This window comes from Nonlabens dokdonensis DSW-6, assembly GCF_000332115.1.
In the GTDB taxonomy this organism is placed as follows: Bacteria; Bacteroidota; Bacteroidia; order Flavobacteriales; family Flavobacteriaceae; genus Nonlabens; species Nonlabens dokdonensis.
Window position 1 is genome coordinate 2,002,167 of record NC_020156.1, and the last position, 24,179, is coordinate 2,026,345.

The 24,179-nt window shown below is 37.3% G+C and carries 5 protein-coding genes; all 5 read left to right on the plus strand.

The features are described 5' to 3' along the window. Window positions 1–55 precede the first annotated feature (55 nt). Window positions 56–3,079, plus strand: coding sequence for a sensor histidine kinase (locus DDD_RS08870; protein WP_015362497.1), 3,024 nt, complete (start codon window positions 56–58; stop codon window positions 3,077–3,079). After that, window positions 3,063–3,698, plus strand: coding sequence for a response regulator transcription factor (locus DDD_RS08875; RefSeq protein WP_015362498.1), 636 nt, complete (start codon window positions 3,063–3,065; stop codon window positions 3,696–3,698). Before DDD_RS08870 ends, DDD_RS08875 begins: the two co-directional genes overlap by 17 nt. A gap of 135 nt (window positions 3,699–3,833) precedes the next feature. Then, complete coding sequence (locus tag DDD_RS08880; protein ID WP_015362499.1) at window positions 3,834–11,312, plus strand: LamG-like jellyroll fold domain-containing protein; 7,479 nt, start codon at window positions 3,834–3,836, stop codon at window positions 11,310–11,312. Between the two features lie 223 nt (window positions 11,313–11,535). Then, window positions 11,536–12,348, plus strand: coding sequence for a helix-turn-helix domain-containing protein (locus DDD_RS08885; protein WP_015362500.1), 813 nt, complete (start codon window positions 11,536–11,538; stop codon window positions 12,346–12,348). A 10-nt stretch (window positions 12,349–12,358) separates the two neighbouring features. Next, complete coding sequence (locus DDD_RS08890; RefSeq protein WP_015362501.1) at window positions 12,359–24,046, plus strand: LamG-like jellyroll fold domain-containing protein; 11,688 nt, start codon at window positions 12,359–12,361, stop codon at window positions 24,044–24,046. Window positions 24,047–24,179: the final 133 nt, after the last annotated feature.

Genomic DNA, 24,179 nt, shown 5'->3' on the forward strand with positions numbered 1-24,179 from the left:
TGATTTTGCTTTTCATGTTTATTTCATTTCTTTCTATTAAATTTAGAAACCAACTATGAATGACAAAGCCTATTCCTTTCTTCAACATTTAATTTTATTATGTTGTTGTGCCAGTTCCTTTCTTGTCTATTGCCAGGAAGACGTGTATCATGAGGTATTTACTGCTAGAGAAGGTTTGGGGATTGATTTTATTCAAGATATTGTTCAAGATGATGCAGGTTACCTATGGATCTCTGGAGAGAACTTAGATAATAGAGAAATAATAGGGAAATCAGATTTATTGACCTTCCAGCGCTTTGATGGTACTAACTTTCACGATATCCAGCTGAAACATGATAATACAAGTGTTGCGGTAAGTAAAATGATTCGGTTTGATGATCAATCTATTTCACTTCATTCTAAAAACATCTTTGGCCCAAATATCAATTTTTCATATGATCCATTTAATAACACCTTAGAAATAAAGGACTCTTGGGAGCTATCAGGACCTTCTAATCTAAGGCGTATAGAAGACAGCTATTATGTATTAAATACATCAGATGAAACCACTGTTGAAGTTCATAAGATTGAAGACAATAAAGTGGGAACAGTTTTATTCTCTTTTGAAAATGAGGTAAACAAAATTGATTTAGATCGCAATACCACTTTTGTCAAATTTGGAGATATTTTCCTTATTAGTGATAACAATTTTCCCATTACTATTACAGATTCTCTAGGAGTTGTACTTAAAAAATACCCTTACAAAGGTTTTAATAGATCCAGAGATTTGCTGGTCAAAAAGTTATGGATAGAAGAGGCATTTGTTTTAAATGACCATTTGTATGCTTTTATGAATAATGACGATCGACTTTATGAGTTTGATCGTAAGTCGCTTGAGTTTAAAGTATTAAACAATGAGTTATTTGAAGGCAAACAAGGATTAAAGACCTACGTAGATCCTAATGGAAAAGTGATGATTGCATTTGAAAAGGAAGGATATCTTTTTCTAGCATATTTCATTGATAAAGGAAAAATCGATGTCATATATAAACACCCTATAAAAAATGCAGCGGCTATTCAAATGTGGTCTATGGATTTAAATAAAGAGCTTTGGATAGGCGTTCAAGGAGAATTACATTATTATAAATTTCCTAATGACCAATTTGAAAAGTTTTTAGTAGATAAACAACTACGTGCTATCAAGGCTATTGATTCGGTAAATTTCATGGTAGCCACTGAGAACAGTGGATGGTTCAAATACAATCATGACTTAAAAAACATAACTCCTTTTCTCATGTATGAGAAAGACGCCCCAGTTTCTCTGTCGTCCTCTCGCAACATAATTCTAGATCAGGATACATTATGGACAAATACCTCCGGTAATATTGTGGCAGTGCACAAAGAAAATGGAAACTCTAAATCGTACAGATATTACCCTATACAGTGCCTGGAGGAATTGGATGATTCCACATTAGTTTACGGTACTGGATATCATGCTTTAATGCAATTCAATAAAAACACTAAAGGACACAAGGCATTAGTAAAAACAGATACGTTAGATTTAATAGATCTTGCCATAGATCATGATAAAAAATGGATCGTAACCGCCACTCAAAATGGCGTGTTTACCTACAATCTAGAAACACAAAAAACAACACTTCACTCAGATCTTTTAAAGGAAAACTACTTTCTAATGGCAGATTATCATAAGGACTACGGCTTTTTGTTAGGTTCACGTAATGGAACAGTGATACAATTTCATCCTGAAAGCAGTTCTTTTGATGTTATTTATAGAGATAATCTAGAAGCTGGTATTGCAACTATAACACCTTATCGCAAGAATTTATGGATCAATACCTTCAACGGTTTGGTTCAGTATGATGTTGAGTCTAAAACATCAAAACGATTCTCAAGTAAAGATGGATTGGTACACAATGAAGGGAATCGTTACAGCGCTGCACGTACTCAAGACGGCATTCTGATAGGTAATTTAAAAGGACTTCATCATTTTGTACCAGAAGAATTGAATGCACTACAGAGTAAAGATTCTTTAAAATTATTAAAGGTTAGGACGTACGATCAGAACCTAGATCGATTTGTAGAGCTGTTTGATCAGTCCGCTTTCGCGAAAGCGGAACCTATACTATTACCTAGAGAGAACAGGCAACTAGAGCTGGATTTTTCATTAACAGGGCTGGACGTGCTGCGTAATGAATATTACGAATACCAGCTGAACGAAGGAGAGTGGACAAATCTAGGAGATCAGAAAAAAATAAAATTCTTAAATCTTGCTGCAGGAAGTTATGATTTACAAATACGAGCAAAAGATTTCTCTGGAGGAACAATAGGGCAACCATTGAACTTGAAGATCATTTCCAAAGAATTTTTTTACAAAACATGGTGGTTTATTACCTTAGTACTTCTTGTCATTGCCATAGTCATAGGTTGGTTTTTATATCAAGAGAGATTAAAGAGCTTGATGCAGGTAAAATTTTCTCAAGATCTATTACAAAATCAGGAAATTGAACGACTGAGAATTGCTAAGGAATTACACGATAGCGTGGGACAACAATTAACTTTAATTAAACAAACCGCTCAGAATAATAAATTAGATCGTATTTCTAGTCTCACTAATACCACCTTAGAAGAAGTGAGGAGCATCTCTCGCAATTTATACCCTGCAAATTTATATAGGTTAGGATTTAAAGCCAGTGTAGAGCAGTTGCTAGAAGACGTGGATAACCAGACACCTATGTTTGTTGATTTAGAAGTAGAAGACGTAGATGATTATCTAGACGACAAACAAACCCTCAATTTGTATCGCTTTATTCAAGAAGCGACATCAAATGTGATAAAACATGCTCATTCTAAATCGTTACAGGTAGCAATTAGACTAAAAAAGTCTCGTCTAGAATTAAGAATCGTGGATAAAGGCAATGGTTTTAATGACGTAAATGAGTTAAAGAATAATTCGTTAGGTTTGAAGACCTTATCCGAACGTATCAATATCATAAATGGCCAGCTAGAAATTAAGAGTAGCAAAGGCAAAGGAACAGAACTTATAGCAACAATTCCCCTAAAAAATGACGCTTTCTCCTAGAATACTCATTGCCGATGATCACCCTATGTTGCTCAGAGGACTTGAAGACACATTAAAATTTAATGGTTACAACGTCATTGCATCGCTGTCTGATGGAGCTACCGCTTTGCAAATGATCAAAGAATTAGAGCCGGATATAGCTATTCTAGATATAGAAATGCCTTTATTAAGTGGTTTTGAAATCATTCAAAAAGCGAGACTTCAAGAAATTAAAACCAAGTTTATCATTTTAACTTCTCACAAAGAAAAGGGATTCATAGCAAAAGCAGATCAACTACAAATAGATGGTTATGTTTTAAAGGATGAGCCTTTTGAGGAACTTAAAAATTGTATTGAAGCGGTACGATTAGGCAATTGTTTTTATAGCAATTCATTCACTGACATTATCGATAATCAAGTCAAACCAGAATTAGCTCGTATCAAACAATTGAGTGCTTCAGAAAAAATTATTTTAGGATTTATTGCTAAAGAGCTTTCTTCAAAAGACATTGCCCAAGAACTATCTATTTCTATTCGCACGGTACAAAAGCACAGAACAAACATTATCTCAAAACTGGAATTATCTGAAAATGAGGTGGCTTTAAAAGATTGGGTTAGGGAATTTCAGCAATTCCTGTAAGAATCATCATATTTATAACAGTACGTACCCTACGTAAATATTACGTAGTCCTACTTATTTCATTAAGTCGCACAACTAGTTAGCTTTATTCAATTAACTAACTAGACAATTTATTTCACTTAAACCAGCGACATTATGAAACGAATTTTACTAACTACCTTCTTGTCTTTTATTGTATTCTCCAGTTTTGGACAAGTTACTGTTCAGGATATCAATGTTTCCTTAGATAATTCTGGTAATGCAAGCATTAATACCAATGATGTTCTCACTAGTTCACTTCCTGCTGGAACTACGGCAACCTTAAGTAAGTCCAATTTTACTTGTGCAGACTTGATGCCACCTATACAGACATTTTCATTATCATTAGATAGTACCAATGATTATGCAGTAGTCAGTCATACACCAGATTTAAACCTTGACGGTTCATGGACTCTCGAAGGCTGGATCTATCGTAATTCAAAAAATCCTGGTGGAGATGTTATTATTGATAAATGGTCTGGAAACTCATTTTTTGATGAGTATTCTATTTTTATTTTCAATGATACATTCTTTGCTGAGGTTACTACAACCACAGGAAATTACGGTGTTGCAGCTGCAGGAATAACACCAGCACTTAATCAATGGTATCATGTGGCTGGTAGTTTTGATCGTGCTACTGGAACTTTAAAAATTTACATTGACGGTGTATTGAGAGGAACTACAACTGGAATCACAGGTGCATCGTTAAATTCTAATAACAATACTATTTTAGGTGGAATAGACTGGGGTAATGCGTCCATTAACGGTTTAATTGATGATGTAAGAATATGGGATAGAGTTCTAACAGATACAGAAATCGGGCAGTTTTATAATCAGCCGTTACGTGGTGATGAATTAGGTCTTGTGGCCAATTGGAAGTTTGAAGAGAGTTTTGGAAACACGACTAGTAGCAGCACAACTCAAACCTACCCAGCGGTATATCAAGAGAATGGTGTGGTGAGTTTAATAAGTTGGGCTGGTAACTCAGCTGTCACTGTAGGTAATAATTTAAACAGAATTTACCTCACTGCAACAGATAGTGGTGGCACATCGACCGATTATCCATTTGTAGCCACTGTTGAAGAGGTTGTTCCACAAGCAATTATACAGGATATTTCCGTAAATCTTGACTCTAGTGGCAATGCCACTATTACAGCACAAGATGTTGATAATGGCAGTTTCGCAAATTGTAGCGGTATAGCTAGTCTAACTTTGGATCGCTCAAACCTAGATTGTAATGATATTGTCGAAGGTAACAGAGGTATAAGAGTTAACGGAGTAAATCAACATGTTGCAATACCTGCTAGTTCTGCCAATAGAATAACAGGCAACTATACACTATCGGCTTGGGTAAAGTATGATGACACAGGAATAGACAGACAGTATGCTGTCTCTATTCCTTCCGGTTTTAACGGTACGGGAAACAGTATTTATATTAATAAAGTGAATCGCTTTGTATCAATGACCTTCATAGATGGAAATACAAATGCACCAAATGGTTTAAGTACAGGTCCTAATGTTATAATGCCAGATACCTGGACTCATATAGCTGTAAGTTATGATGGTGTTAACGCAAAAATTTTCATTAATGGTGTTTTATCTGCTTCACAGGCTAGAACTTTATTGTTTCCTACAAGTTCCCAGCCATTATATCTAGGTGTAGAAGGAGATGGTTCGATCATCGGGCAGCGACGTTTTAAAGGTGAGATCGATGAGGTGCGATTATGGAATGTTGCAAGAACAGAAAAAGAAATACGAGATGACATGAATTTTGACATCTCTCCACAGTCCACAGGTCTCAGGGCATTGTATCGCTTGGATGAAACCTCTGGAACAAGCATAATTGATGAGGTGAATGGCACATCAAGTAGTGTTTTTTATAACATGAATCCAGCTATAGATCGTATAGAAAGTGATAGAGTTAGAGGTGTACCTGTGACACTAACAGTTACAACTAATGATGGTGAGACAGATAGTGTTGTTGCAATGGTCACGGTTAACGATACGAGCAGTCCACAAGTTATAACACAAGATGTAACCGTTAATCTTGTAAATGGTTCAGCAACGATAACGGCTCAAGATATTGATAATGGCTCTACTGCCGGCGCATGCAACAGTATCACAAATTTGACCTTAGATAGAACATTATTTACGTGTGCCGACACAACAATGCCGGTAACCGTAACACTAACCGCGACTAGTACAAATGGAATTTCAGATACAGGAACAGCTCAGGTTACTGTGCTAGAAAATGATGTGCCAGTGGCAATTGCTCAAGACTTAACCGTTTCTACAGATGCAGCTGGTAACGCAACAATTGATGCTTCCATGGTAGATGCAGGAAGCTATATAGGTTGTCCTGGATCACCTGTTAATATTATTGTATCACCAGATACTTTTGATTGCACTAACATAGGTCCTAATACAGTTACTCTTACAGTAACTAATTCAAGTGGTCAAACGGCTGTAGACACCGCTATCGTAACTATTCTTGACAATAGTCAAACAGTTGCGAGGGCTAATCCAATTAGCGTCACTCTAAGTCCCAATGGAAGTGCCTCATTCACTGCGCAATATTTAGATAATGGTAGTACAGGAAATTGTAGTGGTCTATCAACAATCTTGTTATCACGATACAGCGTTAATTGCTTTGATGCCTTTTCGGGAAGTGCTACTGTTACACTTACGGTTATTTCTAACGATGGTCAAACAGATTCTGTTCAAACCACAATCACTGTTAACGATTTGCAAGGAGTTTTCACACAAGACATTTCAGTAACTTTAGATAACAATGGTATTGCGACCATTACTCCACAAGATGTAGACGCAGGAAGCGGTATACCATGTATCGATCCTAATCCTACGTTTAGTTTAAATAGAGATACTTTCACTTGTGCAGATGCTGGAATGGTAGTACCTGTCACTTTAACCATGAATATTAATTCTGGTGGAGCTTTCACAGGAATAGCAAATGTTACCGTACAGGATAGTGGTACCCTTAATGCAGTAGCGCACGATGCGACTGTTTCTTTAGATGCAACCGGTAACGTTACTGTAGATGCTTCGCAAATAGATGGTGGTAGTACAGCTGGTTGTGCTGGGATAGCAAGCATTGTTGTTTCTCCTAACACATTTGATTGTACGAATTTAGGGGATAACACAGTTACATTAACCGTAACTGATGGAAACGGAAATACAGATACCACAACTGCTATTATAACGGTGAATTTACCACCAGAAGATATTTCATTTAACGCAACCTCATTAACTGGTATAACCATTACTAATCCTTCGGATAGTGAGTTTAGTGATATAAACAATGATGGTTTACTAGACTTTGCTGTATTAGACAATGGTTATTTTGTACCTTTTTTTCAACAAAATGACGGTAGCTATGCTCCACAGCAGACTGGACTTGGCAGTATTATTACTAGTGGTGTTACTAACCAAGGATTACAACTAGCAGATTTTGATGGAGATGGGTTAAAAGATGTTATACTCACTAACAATAACATAATTAATTCTACTGTAGATAGATCCATTTTTAGAAGAGCAAACAATGGTTTTTATTCTTCTATTTTTAATGATAGTGCAAATGGTTCATTTATGATACCTATTGATTTAGATAATGATGGCAATGATGAGATTCTTGATCGCTCATCTCGATTAATTATGGGAGTACTTTCTGATGCTCTTTTACAATATGATTATGTTGGTGGGAATTTTAATCTTCAATCTCCTACAGTGCTTGATCCGTTAATTACAGATGGCTTTAAGGAGTCTGATGTAGACAATGATGGTGACTCGGATATATTAGCTCAAGTGCCTTTTGGCACTTCTGGTGATCCACAAGTACTTGTCTTTTATAATGATGGCAATGGTGTGTTTACACAAGAAACAAATGTCAATCTATTAGGATTTTTAAACGATGTGGTAGCTGGTGATATTAACGGAGATGGATCCACTGACTTTATAAGTTTGAATCCTACTATAGGAGGATCTCCTACGGCTTTAAATTATATAGTTCATATAAGTAATGCTATCGGTGGATATGATACTTACAATTTCAATTCTTCTGCTGGAACCTCTATTATCGATTCAGAACTTACTGATTTTAATGGTGATGGTAAAGAAGATTGGTTTATAATGAGCAATGGAGATAACATAAATTATGAATCTAGAATTTATGAATGGGATGATGCATCAAATACATTTATTGATACCGCAACTATTCCTGTACAAGTTCCTTCAGAAAGCACCTATGAAATTCTTGATTATGAAAATGATGGAGATACAGACCTTGTGCTGGTAGATCGCAGTGCGTTAACTATTACCTTATATGAAAGTAATCCTATTGCTGCTCTTGATATCATCACTCAGGATATTACTGTAACACTTGATAATACGGGAAACGCAAGTATTACACCTCAACAAATAGACAATGGATCTAATGCTCTTTGTGGTGTTATTTTATCACTGGATATTACTGATTTTGACTGTACTAATGTTGGAAGACCTATTCAAGTTACTTTAACGGGAATAGATGTAGCTGGTAATGTGGCAACAGAAACGGCTGTAGTTACTGTTGAAGATAATCTAATTCCAGAAATCACCCTGAACGGGAATGCAACGGAAACCGTAGGTCAAGGAGTGGTTTATACCGATGCTGGTGCCACAGCAATAGATAATTGCGGTGCTACTTCGGTTGTCGTGAGCGGCGATACAGTTGATACTGCTGTGTTTGGAACCTACACGATTACCTATACAGCAACTGATTCTGCTGGAAATACAAGTTCTGCGGATCGAGTAGTAACCGTTGCAGATATAGTGTTACCAGAGATTATAGCTGCTTCTATTACTAGTGATAATGGGAATTCCGCTTTCGCGAAAGCGGGAGATTTAGTAACTCTTACATTTACAACGAGTGAACCTGTGAGAACACCTCTAGTGTCTATTGCAATGATTAACGCTGCATTAAGCGCTACGGCAAATCCGAATGAGTGGATCGCCACAACTTTTGTCCCTAATACTAGTAGTGTCGACATGAGCACATTGCCTGATGGGATGGTTCCTTTTACTATAGATTTAGAAGATCTAAATGCTAATAATAGTCTGACTCCCCAAACGATTACCACTGATGGAAGTGAGGTCATTCTGGATAGAACGGCACCGGATGTGAACGCGATGAATGAAATTATATCACTAGACGTTTCAGGTAATGGTATTTTTAATCTCAATGATGTTGTAGGTTCCATAACAGATGCTTACAGTCATACTGCTTCAACCGATGTAAACACTATAGATTGTTCCCTTCTAGGTGCAAACGCCTTTAATCTTTTTGCTACTGATGAGGCTGGAAACACTGGTCAGGATTTATTCATTCTTACTGTAATTGATGAAATTGCACCAGTAATGACCCTAAACGGTAACACGACAGTAACCATAGATAGAGGATTAAGTTATATCGATGCTGGTGTTACCATTTCAGATAATTGTTCTAGCGGATTAATACCATCAATAGGTGGAGACGTAGTAGATACTAATATTTCAGGTACTTATGAAGTCACATATGACGTTAGTGATACTAGCGGTAATGCTGCAACTCAACTTACTAGAACAATCATTGTTAAAAATCCTGATTTCATATATGAAGGCGGTAGCTGGACACCTAATGACCCTAGCGATGTTGCTAATCCCGCAGGATTTAATGATAATGTAATAGTACGAGAAAATGTTACCATATCTGGAGACTTCAGAGCTAACGATCTAACCATAAATACAGGAGTAACCTTAACACTGGCAGCAGGAGTTACTGTAGGAATAGATAATGATTTTAATGGAGATACACTTGACGCACCTCAGGCCACCTTGTTTGCGTATGGGCAAGCGGCTGGTATCACTTGGAATCTAAATAATGCCACTATAGGAAGTATAGAACTTGCAAATGCTACATTAAACCTTACAGGAACCTATAGAATTATTGAAAGTCTTTATAACGACGATACGGCAAGTACTTCTGTTCTTAATGTCACAGGAGCAGTTCTAACTTTAGGAAGCACAGCAACACAAACGGCTGTAATCGATGGAGCTTTACTTGACGTTATAGGTGAACTTACCTTAGAGAAGTATTTTAAAGATAGACGGGCTTATAGGTTTATAAGCAGTCCATTAACTACCACCACTACTATTTTTGATAATTGGCAAGAAGGAGGATTAAATCCAGGAGATGCAGGTTATCAGTCAGGATATGGTACTCATATTTCTGGAAATGGTGGAGCAGCAAATGGTTTTGATGTAACAGGAAGTAATAACACATCCATGTTTAGTTGGGATAATATAAATCAAAACTGGGTATCACAATCAAGTACAGACGCTGTTACAGATTTATTAGTAGCTGGACAATTCAGTCGTTTGTTTGTAAGAGGAGATCGTGCTGTAGATTTGACAAATAATAATAGTAGTTCATCTACAACCCTTAGAACTAAAGGGTATTTATTGAATTCAAGCTATACGGTTCCTCAAATATCTAATAATGCTGGTGACTTTATGATTGTTGGAAATCCTTACCAAAGCCAGCTTGATTTATCTAGACTGATGAATGATTTATTTAATGGAGTTTCTGGTAATATTAATGCCGTACAACCTAACTTTTATTACGTTTGGGATCCACTCGCAAATACCAGAGGAGCTTACCGTACTTATGGTAGACAGGTAGATGCAATGATCGGGCCTAATGCTCCTAACTCTAACTATGATGAGGCTGGAGTTTTACAACCAGGACAGGCCGCTTTCTTTTTAACTTCAGGGACATCAGGTGGTACTTTTGTTTTAGATCGCACTTCAAACGCTATCACGCCACCTCCGGTAAATATTTCAAATACTCCTAATGGTCAATTACATATTAGTCTTTACGAAACAGCTCAATTTAATCAGGGCTTTGGTTCTTTAGAAGGACTACTCATACGATTTGAAAATGGTGCTAATAATGCTATAGATACTAACGATGCGGTAAAATTCAATAACCTCGATGAAAACCTTGGAAGAGCCCACATAACTGGTACTACGCTGAGTATTGAGCGTAGAGATTTACCACAACATGGTGAGGTCTTACCTCTAGTAATTAATAACGTGAGACATAATAATTATATTATTGAAGTGCAACCTGTAGGATTTACTTCAAAACAAGCGATTCTCAAGGATAATTTTAATAATACACTCACACCATTAGATAATAATCAAGTGACTATATATAGTTACTCGATAGATGCTGCAAATGCTTCAAGTATAGCTACCGACAGGTTTGAGATAGTATTTGAAGATGTCACATTAAGTATAGGTGAAGGAAATTTAGTTTCTCAGGCAATTTCTATCTATCCTAATCCAGTATTAGGACCAGAGTTTTATATTGATTTTGGAAACATTACTGGATTTAAAAAAGTAACCATCTACAATGCATTAGGCCAAAAGATAAACACCTATAATACTGAAGAATCTTCGGTTTATGAGTTGAAGAGTGATGCTTTGGCACCTGGTATGTACGTCATAGAAATTGAAAAGGGTGATGCAAAATTTGTTGAGCAATTGATTGTAAAATAATTTTTAGGGGATTTTATTTTTGATTAATGCTATAAACCTCAGCTGTAAAAAGTTGAGGTTTTTTTATGTTCTCGCTTTCGCGAAAGCGGAATAGCTATAAACAATTATAATTTATAGAACGTTAATGGGTATTTATACCCAATTCTACAGCCGTTCTTATAATTGTCGGTTTTTTACAATATTTATTTTATTTGCATCAATAAGTTTGTAGGAATTTAATTTTATGCAGTTTATATCAGATCCATTAGTTAAACATTTCTTTTTTAAGGACGTAGTAAGAATAGATTACAGCTTTGATACATCGCCTATGCTTATCAATGATTATGGATACAGCTATTTAATGTTTTGTTATGGAGATTTTACGGCCGTAGATCATAAAGGAAATAAGGTAGCCGTCCCACAATGTCTTATAAAAGGTACAGGTGATTATTTTAATATTACAGCACAAGCTGGCAATACTTGGATCACTTTTGAGCTTCCTAATCACGTCCTTCATAACATTACTGGTGTGCCAGGCATGGAAAGTAGGAATAAGTTATATGATCTTAAAGAATTTATTAATCCAGATTTATGTAATGAGCTGTATGAGAAACTCAGGGAAGAAAAGAATATTGATGAACTAGTGCGTATCACAGATAGTTACCTAGAGATTTTTTACAATGCATGGAATAGATCACTTACTTCGACGCCAGTAGTAGACTTTATTTATAAAGAAAAGGGACTGATTAAACTAGCAGACTTATTAAAACAAGTCCCTTTTTCTGAAAGAACACTAGAGCGATTATTCAAGAAAGAAGTAGGATCTACACCTTATCGATTTATTTGCTTGATACGGTTTAATTATGTGATACGAGAAGTAGAGCATAATCCAGACGTCAAAATCAGCACCCTAGTAGCTCGATATAATTACTTTGATCATTCTCATTTTGAGAAAGATTTTAAAAAATTCTTAGGGCAAAGTGTTACTAATTATAAGAACGACTACAACCCATTACTCACTCAAGCACTAACGAGAAAATTTAATAAAGAACAATAATTAATATATTATGAAAAGAGTATTACTATTATTTAGTGTTTTGTTAATGTCGCTAATAAACGCTGCACAAAACAATCCTACTGCCATTGCACAATCAGTTGAGTTATGCCATGATACTAATAATCAATATGTTTTATCACCTTCTGTCATTGACAACGGCTCTTCAGATCCAGATGGACCTATTACAATGACGGTAACAACAGCATTGACTTCTAGCCGTCCTTCAATAGCTTACAATGCTACACATCAAAATAAAGGCTCTTTGTACTTTGATGGTAATGGTAAGAGCTCTCAGGCAACAGTGAATGCATTGCCTATAGGAACTGCGGCTAGAACCTATGAAATATGGGTTAGACCTGAATCGGTTGGAAATAGAAATCAGTTCATTTTATCTTATGGTAGTGCTCCTAGTGGTAACTTTTTTAGCATTGGTATTGACGCTCAAGGTAGATTGTTTTACAACGATGGGGCAGCAAGTACTCTTTTTGGGAATGCTACGTTAAATTTTAATGAGTGGACTCACGTAGCAATTACATATGATAGTGGTTCATTTAAGGTATATATTAATGGTGTTGCTAGTAGTACTCTTACTATGACTAATCTTGTTAATCCCAGCAATCTTTCCTTAGGTGGATTGATTTACAGAAATGATTTTGGGTACAAAGGAAACTTGTCAGAGTTACGTATATGGGATGTTTCTAGAACTGCAAATCAAATTCAAACCAGCTATAATAAATATTTAAGTGGTGCTGAAGCAAACCTTGTTTATTACAATAAGTTAAATGAAGGAAGTGGAAATGCAGTTTATGATTCAAGATTTTTAACTGGCGGTAGCTTTCCTATTGCTGGTACTAATCAACCAGTGTGGAGCGATGAATATCCAGATATCACTTTTCAGAATGAGATAGGTACCTATCATGTTATTCTTAATGTTACCGATACTGACGCTAATGTAAGTACCGCACTAACCACCTTTACGCTGGCAAACAATCAACCTGAAGTCTCACTTAGTGACATTTCGTTAAATTTTGATGCAAATGGTAATGCTAATTTCACAAGTCAAGATTTCAACCCAATAATTAACACATGTTTAGGATTCTCTACTGTGAGTCTATCCCGTAACAGCGTGAGTTGTGAAGATTTTAATCGCCCAGATGGTGCCTTACAATTTCCAAATGGAGTTGTGCTTACTAACCCTAATTTACCAACAGGAAATGAATCTCGCACAGTCATGGGATGGTTCAGGGCAAATGGAAATACTACTCAAACTCAATACTTCTTTGATTCTGGAAGGAATAGTGCAAATCAATCATTTATTTTAGGACGACGCAATAACAATCTATTTCTTGCAGGTTATTCTAATGATTTAGATGTTCCTTATATCATGACAGTAGGTGAATGGATTCATATTGCAGGTACTTATGACGGCACTACTATGAAGCTATTTGTAAATGGGGAACTTATAGGTACTCGTGATGCAAATCTTAACACGGTTAATAGTAATAATCGGTTTGCTATATCTCGACCGTGGACTGCAAATGGGGCATTTTTTCAAGGTGGTGTCGCAGATTTAAAGATGTATTCTCGTGCTATACCAGATTATTTAATAAGACAATACTCTGTAGCAGCTGTAGATTTCAGTGACGCAGAATTGATCATGTATTATCCTTTAAGTGAAAATATCACTACTCAAACAGATCTATCTGGTAACGGAAGCTCTTTTTCTACAAGTAATTTTTATATACCTAATGGACCGCAAGAGTTTTATGGTCCTCAATATGTTACCTTATCGGTAACAGGGAATAATGGAGAAATAGGTCGCGCGGAAGCAGAAGTTACAGCAACAGATAATTTACCACCAGTTATTACTTTAAATGGAGCGTCTTCAATTGACGTTATTGCAAATACCGTATATACAGAGTTAGGTGCAGTAGCTATAGATAACTGTTCTTCTGATAGCGTGGTATCAATAGATGCTACAGCAGTAGATATGACAACTCCTGGCAGCTACCAAGTGATTTACACGGCTACACCAGATGATGAAGGCAACGTTCCCACGCCAGTTAATCGCACAGTAAATGTTTTAGGTGATACGGTGGCACCAGTTATTTCTCAGGTTACCTATAATACTGATAATAGTTTAAATGACGCTTTCGCGAAAGCGGGAGATTTCATCAATCTATCATTTGAATCTACAGAACCTTTACCTAACGTTCAAGTAACAATAGGTGGACAAGTTGTAAATGTTACTGAAAATTTAGGAGTTTATACAGCTCAACGCCTAATCACAAATGCCGATCCAGAAGGCTTAATCACATTTGAAATATTAAATATTGAAGATGCTGCTGGAAACAGTGTCCTTCCTATAACTACATCTACTAATGCAAGTACCGTTACTGTTGACCTTACTCCACCAGTAATACAGTTAAGTGTTGCTAGTAATGGTGTAAACCCATCAGTAGCTTTACTAGGTGAATCTTTAGATTTTACCTTTTCTGCTAATGAAGATATATTAGTTAATGATGCTACTATCTATGGTGACCCTTTAACTTTTTCTGGAAGCAACGGTACATATAGCGCATCTTACACAACCACATCTAGTACCCAACCTGGTGTAGTCCCTTTTATTTCTTATAGTTCTATTACAGATCTTGCAGGTAATGCAGTCAACTTAAATACTTATAGTAGTGCAAATGTGCAAGTGGACGTAAACAGTTCTGAATTGATACTGGGTACAAATCCAGTAGCGTTAGATCAATCTGGAACAGTAACACTGTCAGATTCATTTAATGTTCTCTCTGCAACTGACGTTGAAGGTCCTGTAACAGTTACAGCAACACCAGATACCTATGATTGTAATGACCTGAATTATGTTCCTACTTCAAACTCATTCTACTTAGATGGAAATGACTACCAATATATTGATGTAGATACCCAGCGAGCTAACAATGCTGACGGTGGAATTTCTTTCTGGATCAAACCAGACGCCTCAATGACAGGAAATAATTATCACGTAATCATGGGTCTAGGTACCGAAGGTCCCAACGGGAATAATACCTATATCGCTTTCAATCGTGGAGCATTGTTTGTGATAACTGCTAATCAATCATTTCAATCAGTTAGGATGTCTTTTAATACCATTCCTTATGATGAATGGACTCATATTGTCATAAATGGTAATGGCGGTGCAAGAAGATGGGGTGTTTTTGTGAATGGCGTTTATGGTAATAGATTTAGCAATCAGGTAATGAGATGGCTTTCTCGTGGATTGCATTTAGGAAAAAGAGATGCAAATTTTACTCGTCCCAACATATTGAATTTTAAAGGTGAACTTGCTCAATTACGTATTTTTAATAATCAGATTCCTGATGAGAACGCAGCTGCTGCAGTTATGAATGGTGAATCGTTATCAAATTCAAATGAAGTAGTAAGCTATGCCTTTGACCGTGATACAGGTGAGCATTTTCCTAATTTTGTTGATCCTACAAATAGTGATGAATTTGTAACTATGAATGGGTCAAATATGGGATCTTATGGAACGTCACAGCCTGTTTTATTAGCTCCTACTGATCTTATCGTTAGACGATATGACGTGACTGATCAGGCAGGACAAACTAAAACCAGCTTCACAGTACAACAATTACAAGACCCTATTGCACCAACACTTACATTAATAGGTGATAACCCATTAGATATCGAGCTCAATGCTGCAAACTGGGATCCTGGCGTTACCGTTACCGATAACTGTAGTGAAGAACGTGGCGAGTTAAGAGCAACTGGTGTAAATGTACGTGCTTTAGGGAGCTACCAGCTTCGTTACACTTACACAGATGCGGCTGGCAATACAGCAACTCCGGTAATACGTGATGTAAACGTAGTTGCGGCTACATCAATTCCTGAAATTAATAGTGTTTCCATTTCTCACGATGGAGTCGATGGCGTTGCGATACCTGGTGATACGGTTACAATTGAATTCACCACTAGTGAAGATATTAATCTTACTAATGGTTCTTTGACTTTAGGCGGTCAAGATATTTCTAATTTTGCACAATTGGGAGTTGGTATTTACAATGCTTCGTTTGTAGTACCTACCTTACAAGAAGTATCTAGCACAGATTTAGTAGATGGTCCATTATCAATTTTACTTACCGGTTATGAAGATACAGACGGTAATTCAAATGTAGACATAACTACTACTACAGATGGTAGCAGTGTAGTTATTGCTCGAGAGAAACCAATTTTAAATTTAACAGACGCAACTATTGCGGTAGACGGTACTGGTAACGCAACATTATTAGTAAGCGATGTAAATAATGGATCTACAGATTCACAAGGTGGAGCGTTGGCTCAGATTGAGGTTAATCAAACAAATTTTGATTGTTCTGATATAGATCGTTATGATATAGAACGCTCGATCAATTTTAATGCCGGCGCTCAGGGAATCAATTTAGGTCCAGTAGATGATTTTGATGGTTCATTTACTACAGAAATGTGGGTGAGAACAACCTCGCCTGGTCAGGTATTATTAGCAAAATGGCAAAGTGGTGTTGCTGGTCGTTTTCTTATAATTATAGATAATAATGGTAAAGTTAATATTAGTACTAACGTTGCACCTTTTACCGCTGATTTAAGGCCTACTTCTAGCACAACTATTTCTGACGGGCAATGGCATCACATTGCTTATACTTATGATTATGACACTGCCAGTAGTTTAGGTACTATTAAATTATATGTTGACGGTAATCTTGAAGATACCAGTATACCACTTACATATTCAACAACGGCTTCTGGGCTTGATGTTAACATAGGTAGAGAAACTAACGCAGGAAGTTTCTTTACAGGTGAGATGGATGATATACGGATCTGGAATGAGCCGCGTACTGCGACACAAATTGTGGGCGGCATGTTTAACGCAGTACCAGTAAATGCCACTGGATTACTAAGATATTATAGTTCAAATGGAGAAGACGCTTCAAATCTTGTAGATCTTACAACTATTGGGGCATCTATCGATACCGCTACACTTACTGGCATTACATTGCCTAATTCTGGAATCCCAGTAAAAGTAGAGGCAACAGATAATAATGGCATTATAGGTTCAGGTAAGGCACTTATTACAATTGAAGACAATGTTACACCAGTATTAACATGTGCAAACGATCTTACAGTCGAGGCAACTACTGCCGCAGGAATAGCAGTTAGTTATGACGCACCTATGGTAAATGATGGTTGTGCAACTAACGGTCAGTCTCTTAAATTAGCATCTCGATCTGCTCCTGATGGTATGAGGTTTATAGGCGTTTATAATGGCGACGATTATTTCATATCTCAAGTTCCTGCATCTGCTGCTGCAAATTATGCTACAGCAGTTGCAGCAGGCCTTACACTGGTTACTATTAATAATGGATCACAAAATGATGCAATTGCTCAATTATTGCGTGACAACAATGAGTCTTCTGCACAGATAGGACTCTCAGATACAGCTGCCGAAGGTGATTTTGAATGGCAAGACGGCACTCCTTTCTTAGACGGAACTACTTATGATAACTGGGGTTCTGGAGAGCCTAATAATTCTGGTGGTAATGAGGATTATACTACAATTAATGTAAATGCAACTACAAGTAGCTGGAATGATACAAGCGGTGGATCTGTAAAATATTTAGTAGCCCTTGAGTCGGCTAATAATTTTGAGCCTACAGGAATGACATTTATGGGTGTTTTTGAGAATCATACCTATTATTTATCAAATACAGCTGCAACAGCAGTTCAAGCTTATGACTATGCTACTAACAATAATTACAATCTTGTCTCAGTAAATTCAGAAGCAGAGAATCAGTTTATCGTCAGTAGTTTAGCATCAAATGGATTAGGTGATGCACTACTTGGTTTTAGTGATGTAGCTGCTGAAGGTACGTTTATCTGGCAAGATGGCTCACCAGTAACTTATACTAACTGGAACTCTGGAGAACCTAATAACTTTGGAAGTGGTGAGGATTATGTTCATATATTTGGTAGTAATGGATTATGGAATGATACCAGTAGCACGGCATCTTACCGTTACATTGTTGAAATTCCATCACAACTTATCCAGACATCTGGTATTGCTAGTGGTGATGTCTTTCCAGTAGGTACGACCACAAACACTTTTACCTATCGTACTAGCGATGGAGACATCGCTACATGTTCAAATGATGTTGCTGTAAATCTAAATCTTCCACCTACACTTACTTCAGTTAGTGTGCAAAGTGATAATGCAAATTCCGCTTTCGCGAAAGCTGGCGACCGCATCACCCTTTCATTCACATCAGACGATGATCTACAAACAGCGCCCGTAGTGAACATCGCAGGTCAATCTGCAACAATGTCTCAAGGAGTAGATGCAAAAAACTGGAGTGGTGCTTTGAGAGTCCCAACGATCGCCACCGTAGATCAAACAGCGTTACCAGATGGTGTTGCTTCTATTGAAATTACCTTTACAGATCTTTTAGGTCTTTCTGGCACTCCAGTCACGACAACAACAGATGGTAGTACTGTTACTATTCTAAGAACTTTACCTGCCGTTATGATTCAAAATGTAAGTGTACCGTTAGACAACAATGGTAATGCTACCATCACGCCACAAGCTCTTGATAACGGGACTACAGCTACAAATGGCATTGCGTCTTTAAGTCTTGATCGTGTCACATTTGATTGTAACGATCTAAGCACCATTGATCGTAATTCACAAATCGTAGCAGATTTAACCAATTCAACTGATTATATCAACGCAGGTGATAATGTTGTCTATGATATGACTACTCAGTTTAGTTTCACCACATGGTATAAAGAAACAGCAAGAAATGGTGAAAGCATCCTATTTAATCGTGAAGGTGAATATGAACTTGCGATCCAATCAGATGGTGAGATACGTTATGCTGTGGCAAACACAACTCCAGGATGGGCTTGGGTGGATACAGGAGTAATCGTACCGTTAAATAAATGGACTCACATAGCATTCACTTACGAGAGTGGTAGTCCTAAGTTGTACATCAATGGTATTTTGGAATATACTGGTTCAGGTACAGGTAGTATAGTTGATGTCATTACTAATCAAAATGAATTATGGTTTGGGTGGAGACAAAATCAAGGTAATTTAGGTCAGTTCACTGGTTTTATGGACGAAATCTCGTTATGGAATCGCGTTCTTACTGCTGCAGAAGTTGGTAACACTGTTACAAGTTCATTGACAGGAAATGAAAATGGTCTGGTTCTATATTACCCTATTAATAATACGTCAGGATCTACTGTGTCAGATATAGGAGTAAATAATATAAATAGTACCATTATAAATTCAGTAGCAACACCTAAATTATTCGATGCAGATTATCGCAACGACGGTGGTGCACAAATAACTTTAACAGCAACAGATCAAGCCGGTAATAGTAATAGTGCAGATGCTTTTATAAATGTACAAGATAATATAGCGCCAGATGTGACGCTCAATAGGGACGCTGTGGTAACCTTACCATTAAATGCTACTTATATTGAATACAATGCTACCGCAACAGATAATTGTGGTATCAATGCTGCTGGCATCTTAAGAGGTGGTGAAACAGTTGACACAAGTACATCAGGAACTTATGTAGTTACTTATACAGCGACAGACACTTCTGGTAACTCTTCACAAGTAACTCGTACAGTTACAGTGGATGGAACTTTGCCTACACTTACAGCTGTTACGGTGCAAAGTGATAATGCAAATTCCGCTTTCGCGAAAGCAGGAGACACAATAATACTATCATTCATAGCAGATGAAGAGCTGACTAATAGTCCAGTTGTTACCATTGCAGGGTTAACAGCTACCGTATCAGCTGGAGTCAATGCTCAAGAGTGGACTGCCACTGCAGTCGTTCCAGATATTGCAACCGTAGATCAAAGTACTCTCTCTGATGGTATAGTAGCTTTTACAATCGATTATACAGATACCGCAAGTAACGATGGAATTACAGTCACCGCTACAACTGATGCTTCTCAGGTAACTATTGATCGTACTGCTCCTGTGCTTAACGCTCAAGACTTTATAGTTGATTTAGATGCAAATGGTGCTGCCACTATTACTTTAAGTGACCTCAATATGACTGCAACTGATATGGGATGTATTGCACAGCAAGCAATAGGGTATTGTGGATTGCAAGTCGCACCGTCGCTATCTGTGAATACTTTTAGCTGTCAAGATTTAGGAAATAATAGTGTTACCATCACCGCTATCGATATGATAGGTAACGTTGCTACAACAACAGTAAGTGTTACAGTGCGAGACACTACAGCTCCAATTGTAGACTTCAATGGAAATCAAACAATCGATGTTACATTAGGTAGCACCTATGCTGATGTGCCACCTACTATTACAGATAATTGTGCAACTATGGTAGAGAATGTTAATTACTTCGTGAATGGGCTTTCTGCTGTGAATACAAATCAGTTAGGGACATATACAGTTTCTTATTTTGCGCTAGACGGTAATGGCAATTTTACTAATGTAAGTAGAACGATTAATGTTATAGACGATACGTTACCTATTCTTACCACGGTAACCATCGCTAGTGATAATGCAAATGATGTTACTATTGCAGGGATAGGAGATAGGGTAACATTATCTTTTTCACCAGATGAAGCAATCACTAATGTTACAGCAACATTAGGCAGTAGTAGTATGACAGTAAACGGTCCAGCAACTTTAGGTGGATCATGGACGGCCACTTACATCGTTCAAGAAAATGATTCTGAAAATGGGTTCACTGGATTTGAGATCAATTTTGAAGACTTGAATGGTAACTCTGGAGTAGCCGTTACTGCTGCAACCGCAGGTGCGTCACAGATAGATGTTGATGCTATAAAGCCAGTGTTTAATAGTGTGACCATGTCAAGTAATAATACTTCCTATCCAGGCTTTGTTAGACCTGGCCGCAGAGCGTCTGTGGTAATTTCACCTTCAGAGGTGGTTACTGCTACCGGAACCATAGGAATGCAAACAGCAAGCTTATCTGATTCTAGCATCAACATGGACTGGTTTGCAGGTTTAATAATTCCAAATGTCGCGTCAGTAGATCAAACGGCTTTACCAGATGGTCAGTTGGCTTTTGAAATCACCATTACAGATGCAAAAGGAAACACGGCTGTTGCTACGGCAACTACAGACGGTTCATCCTTAATTTTAGATCGAACACCGCCTACAGTAGTAACGCAACCAGCAACATATACATTAGATGCTAACGGTCGAGCGACTGCAAACCTTTCTGATTATTATATATCTGCAAGTGATGCAAATGGAATCGCATACGTTGACCAAGATTTCAGCATAGCTACTTGTTTTGATGTAGGCACAGCCATGGAACGTGTAGTAGAAGTAACTGATGGTGCTGGAAATAGAGTAGACGCTGAGGCATTGATTACGGTAATAGATAATATTGCGCCAGTAATAACTACAGATATTCCTTCTGCTGGAATTACAGTAAATGTAGGTGAGTTTGTATTTCCAAATACTCGATCTTCTGATAATTGTGGTGTAACAAGTACCAGTTCTAATTTGGACGACTTTGATTCAAGTGTTCCTAATACTTTTACCTACATTTCAACAGCAACAGATAGCAGTGGTAATGAAACTATTCTTACACGTACCGTAGAGGTGGTGCAACCAGAATACATCTACGAGAATGGTGCATGGACACCTAATGACCCTAGTGATGCTGCAAACCCATCTGGAGAGGCAGATCATGTTATCGTAAAAGAAGATATTACCATCTCTGCAGACTTTACTGCAAAGGAACTATTCATAGATCCTAATGTAACATTAACCGTAGATAACGATGCTATGGTAACGCTTGCTATGCTGGATAACGATGGAGTTTTTGAGGCACGCAATGCCACTGTTCAGTTTTTTAGCAATTCTGATATTCGCAGGGTTACAAGCAATAATCTGTTGTGGGAAAGTAATCAGACTAATTTTGGAGACTTGATAGCAAATGTGAGTTCTCAGAACTTGGTGGGTGTCTATGACCTTTACGGAGATTTAATAGAGCCTATTTCAGCGTTTTCTTCAAGTGAGATTAACTTAACTAATGCAGATTTCACCTTTAAAGCAACACCTACAACGACCGCAATGATCGATGGGAGCGTTGAGATATTTGGCGATGTTACGGTAGAGCAGTACTTTGATAATAGAAGAGCCTATAGGTTTGTGAGTAGACCTGTAACCACTTCAACTACTATTTTTGATAATTGGCAAGAAGGAGGTTTAAATCAAGGAGATTCTGGTTATGAAGCTGGCTATGGGACGCATATCACTGGCGCAGGAGCGGCTGCAAATGGTTTTGATTTAACAGGTAATAATAATCCTTCTCTCTTTAGTTGGGATAATACAGCTCAAACTTGGGTCACGCAAACAAGTACTAATTTACCAACTGATCTTATAGAGACCGGTAAGCCTTATCGTTTGTTTGTACGAGGTGATCGAGAAATTAATCTTAATAGTAATGCTAGCGCATCTTCTACTACCTTGAGAACTAAAGGAACAATGCCAAGCTTTGCCCCTTCTCGATCAAGCATTTTTGGGCCTGGTTATGAAGTGCCTAATATTCCTGCAAATGCTGGAGAATTCCTTATGGTAGGAAACCCATATCAATCTGTAGTAGATATAGCACAGTATATGACAGATGCTAGCTCACGACCTGCAGGTTTTAATATATCAGGTGTACAACCATTATTCTATTATGTATGGGATCCTATGGGTAATACACGTGGTGTCTACCGCACCTTTGATGCCCTTAGCGGTTCGTTTTTAAATACCATACCTAATTCTCGTTATGAATCTGGTGAGTTACAGCCTGGTCAGGCAGCATTTTTTATTGCCTCAGGTTTAGCAAATGGATCTTTTTTCTTACCTAAGCCTACAAATAATCCTTTTTCTGGAGGGGCTTCTCGTAGTGTCGCTATGCATAGCAGCTACAACCAGTCTTTAAAAATTAAAATGTTTGAAGCCAGCGCTTATCAATCAGGTAGTGCAACAGCTATAGATGCGGTAGCAATTTATTTTGATACAGCCCATTCAAATGCTTTAGATGGATTAGACGCTCTTAAGTTTGGAAACATAGATGAAAACCTTGGTAGACAACATGCCAGTGGTTCAAGATTATCGATAGAACGTCGTGAGATGCCGCTAGTTACAGAGGTACTACCACTTCACGTAAACAATTACCGTAACACTAACTATACTTTTGAGATTGATCCTGTAGGACTAGTAGCAATGAATGCCTATTTAAAAGATCGTCTGGATGGTAGCTTAACACAACTGAGTAACAATCAATCTACTGTTTACAGTTTCAGTGTAGATGCAAATGATCCTTTGAGTGTAGACGCAAACCGTTTTGAAATCGTGTTCCAGAATATTACATTAGGTATAGGTGAAGGAAATTTAGTTTCTCAGGCAATTTCTATTTATCCTAATCCAGTTTTAGGGTCAGAGTTTTACATTGACTTTGGAACTATAACTGGATTTAAAACAGTGACTATTTATAATGCTTTAGGTCAGATAGTAAATACTTACAGTACAGAAGAAACTTCAGTTTACGAATTGAAAAGTGATGCATTAGCACCTGGAATGTATGTTATAGAAATTGAAAAGGACGATCAAAAGTTTACTGAGAAGTTGATTGTAAAATAATTTTTAGGGGATTTTATTTTTGATTAATGCTACAAACCTCAGCTGTAAAAAGTTGAGGTTTTTTATGTTCTCGCTTTCGCGAAAGCGGAATTAATAATTTAGAAAGACACTAATTGCAAACAGTTGAGCAAAC

What these genes read in the sequence shown, in the direction of transcription:
- DDD_RS08885 (WP_015362500.1), top strand. Translation starts at nt 11,536, where the DNA reads ATGCAGTTTATATCAGATCCATTAGTTAAACATTTCTTTTTTAAGGAC.
- DDD_RS08870 (WP_015362497.1), top strand. Translation starts at nt 56, where the DNA reads ATGAATGACAAAGCCTATTCCTTTCTTCAACATTTAATTTTATTATGT.
- DDD_RS08875 (WP_015362498.1), top strand. Translation starts at nt 3,063, where the DNA reads ATGACGCTTTCTCCTAGAATACTCATTGCCGATGATCACCCTATGTTG.
- DDD_RS08880 (WP_015362499.1), top strand. Translation starts at nt 3,834, where the DNA reads ATGAAACGAATTTTACTAACTACCTTCTTGTCTTTTATTGTATTCTCC.
- DDD_RS08890 (WP_015362501.1), top strand. Translation starts at nt 12,359, where the DNA reads ATGAAAAGAGTATTACTATTATTTAGTGTTTTGTTAATGTCGCTAATA.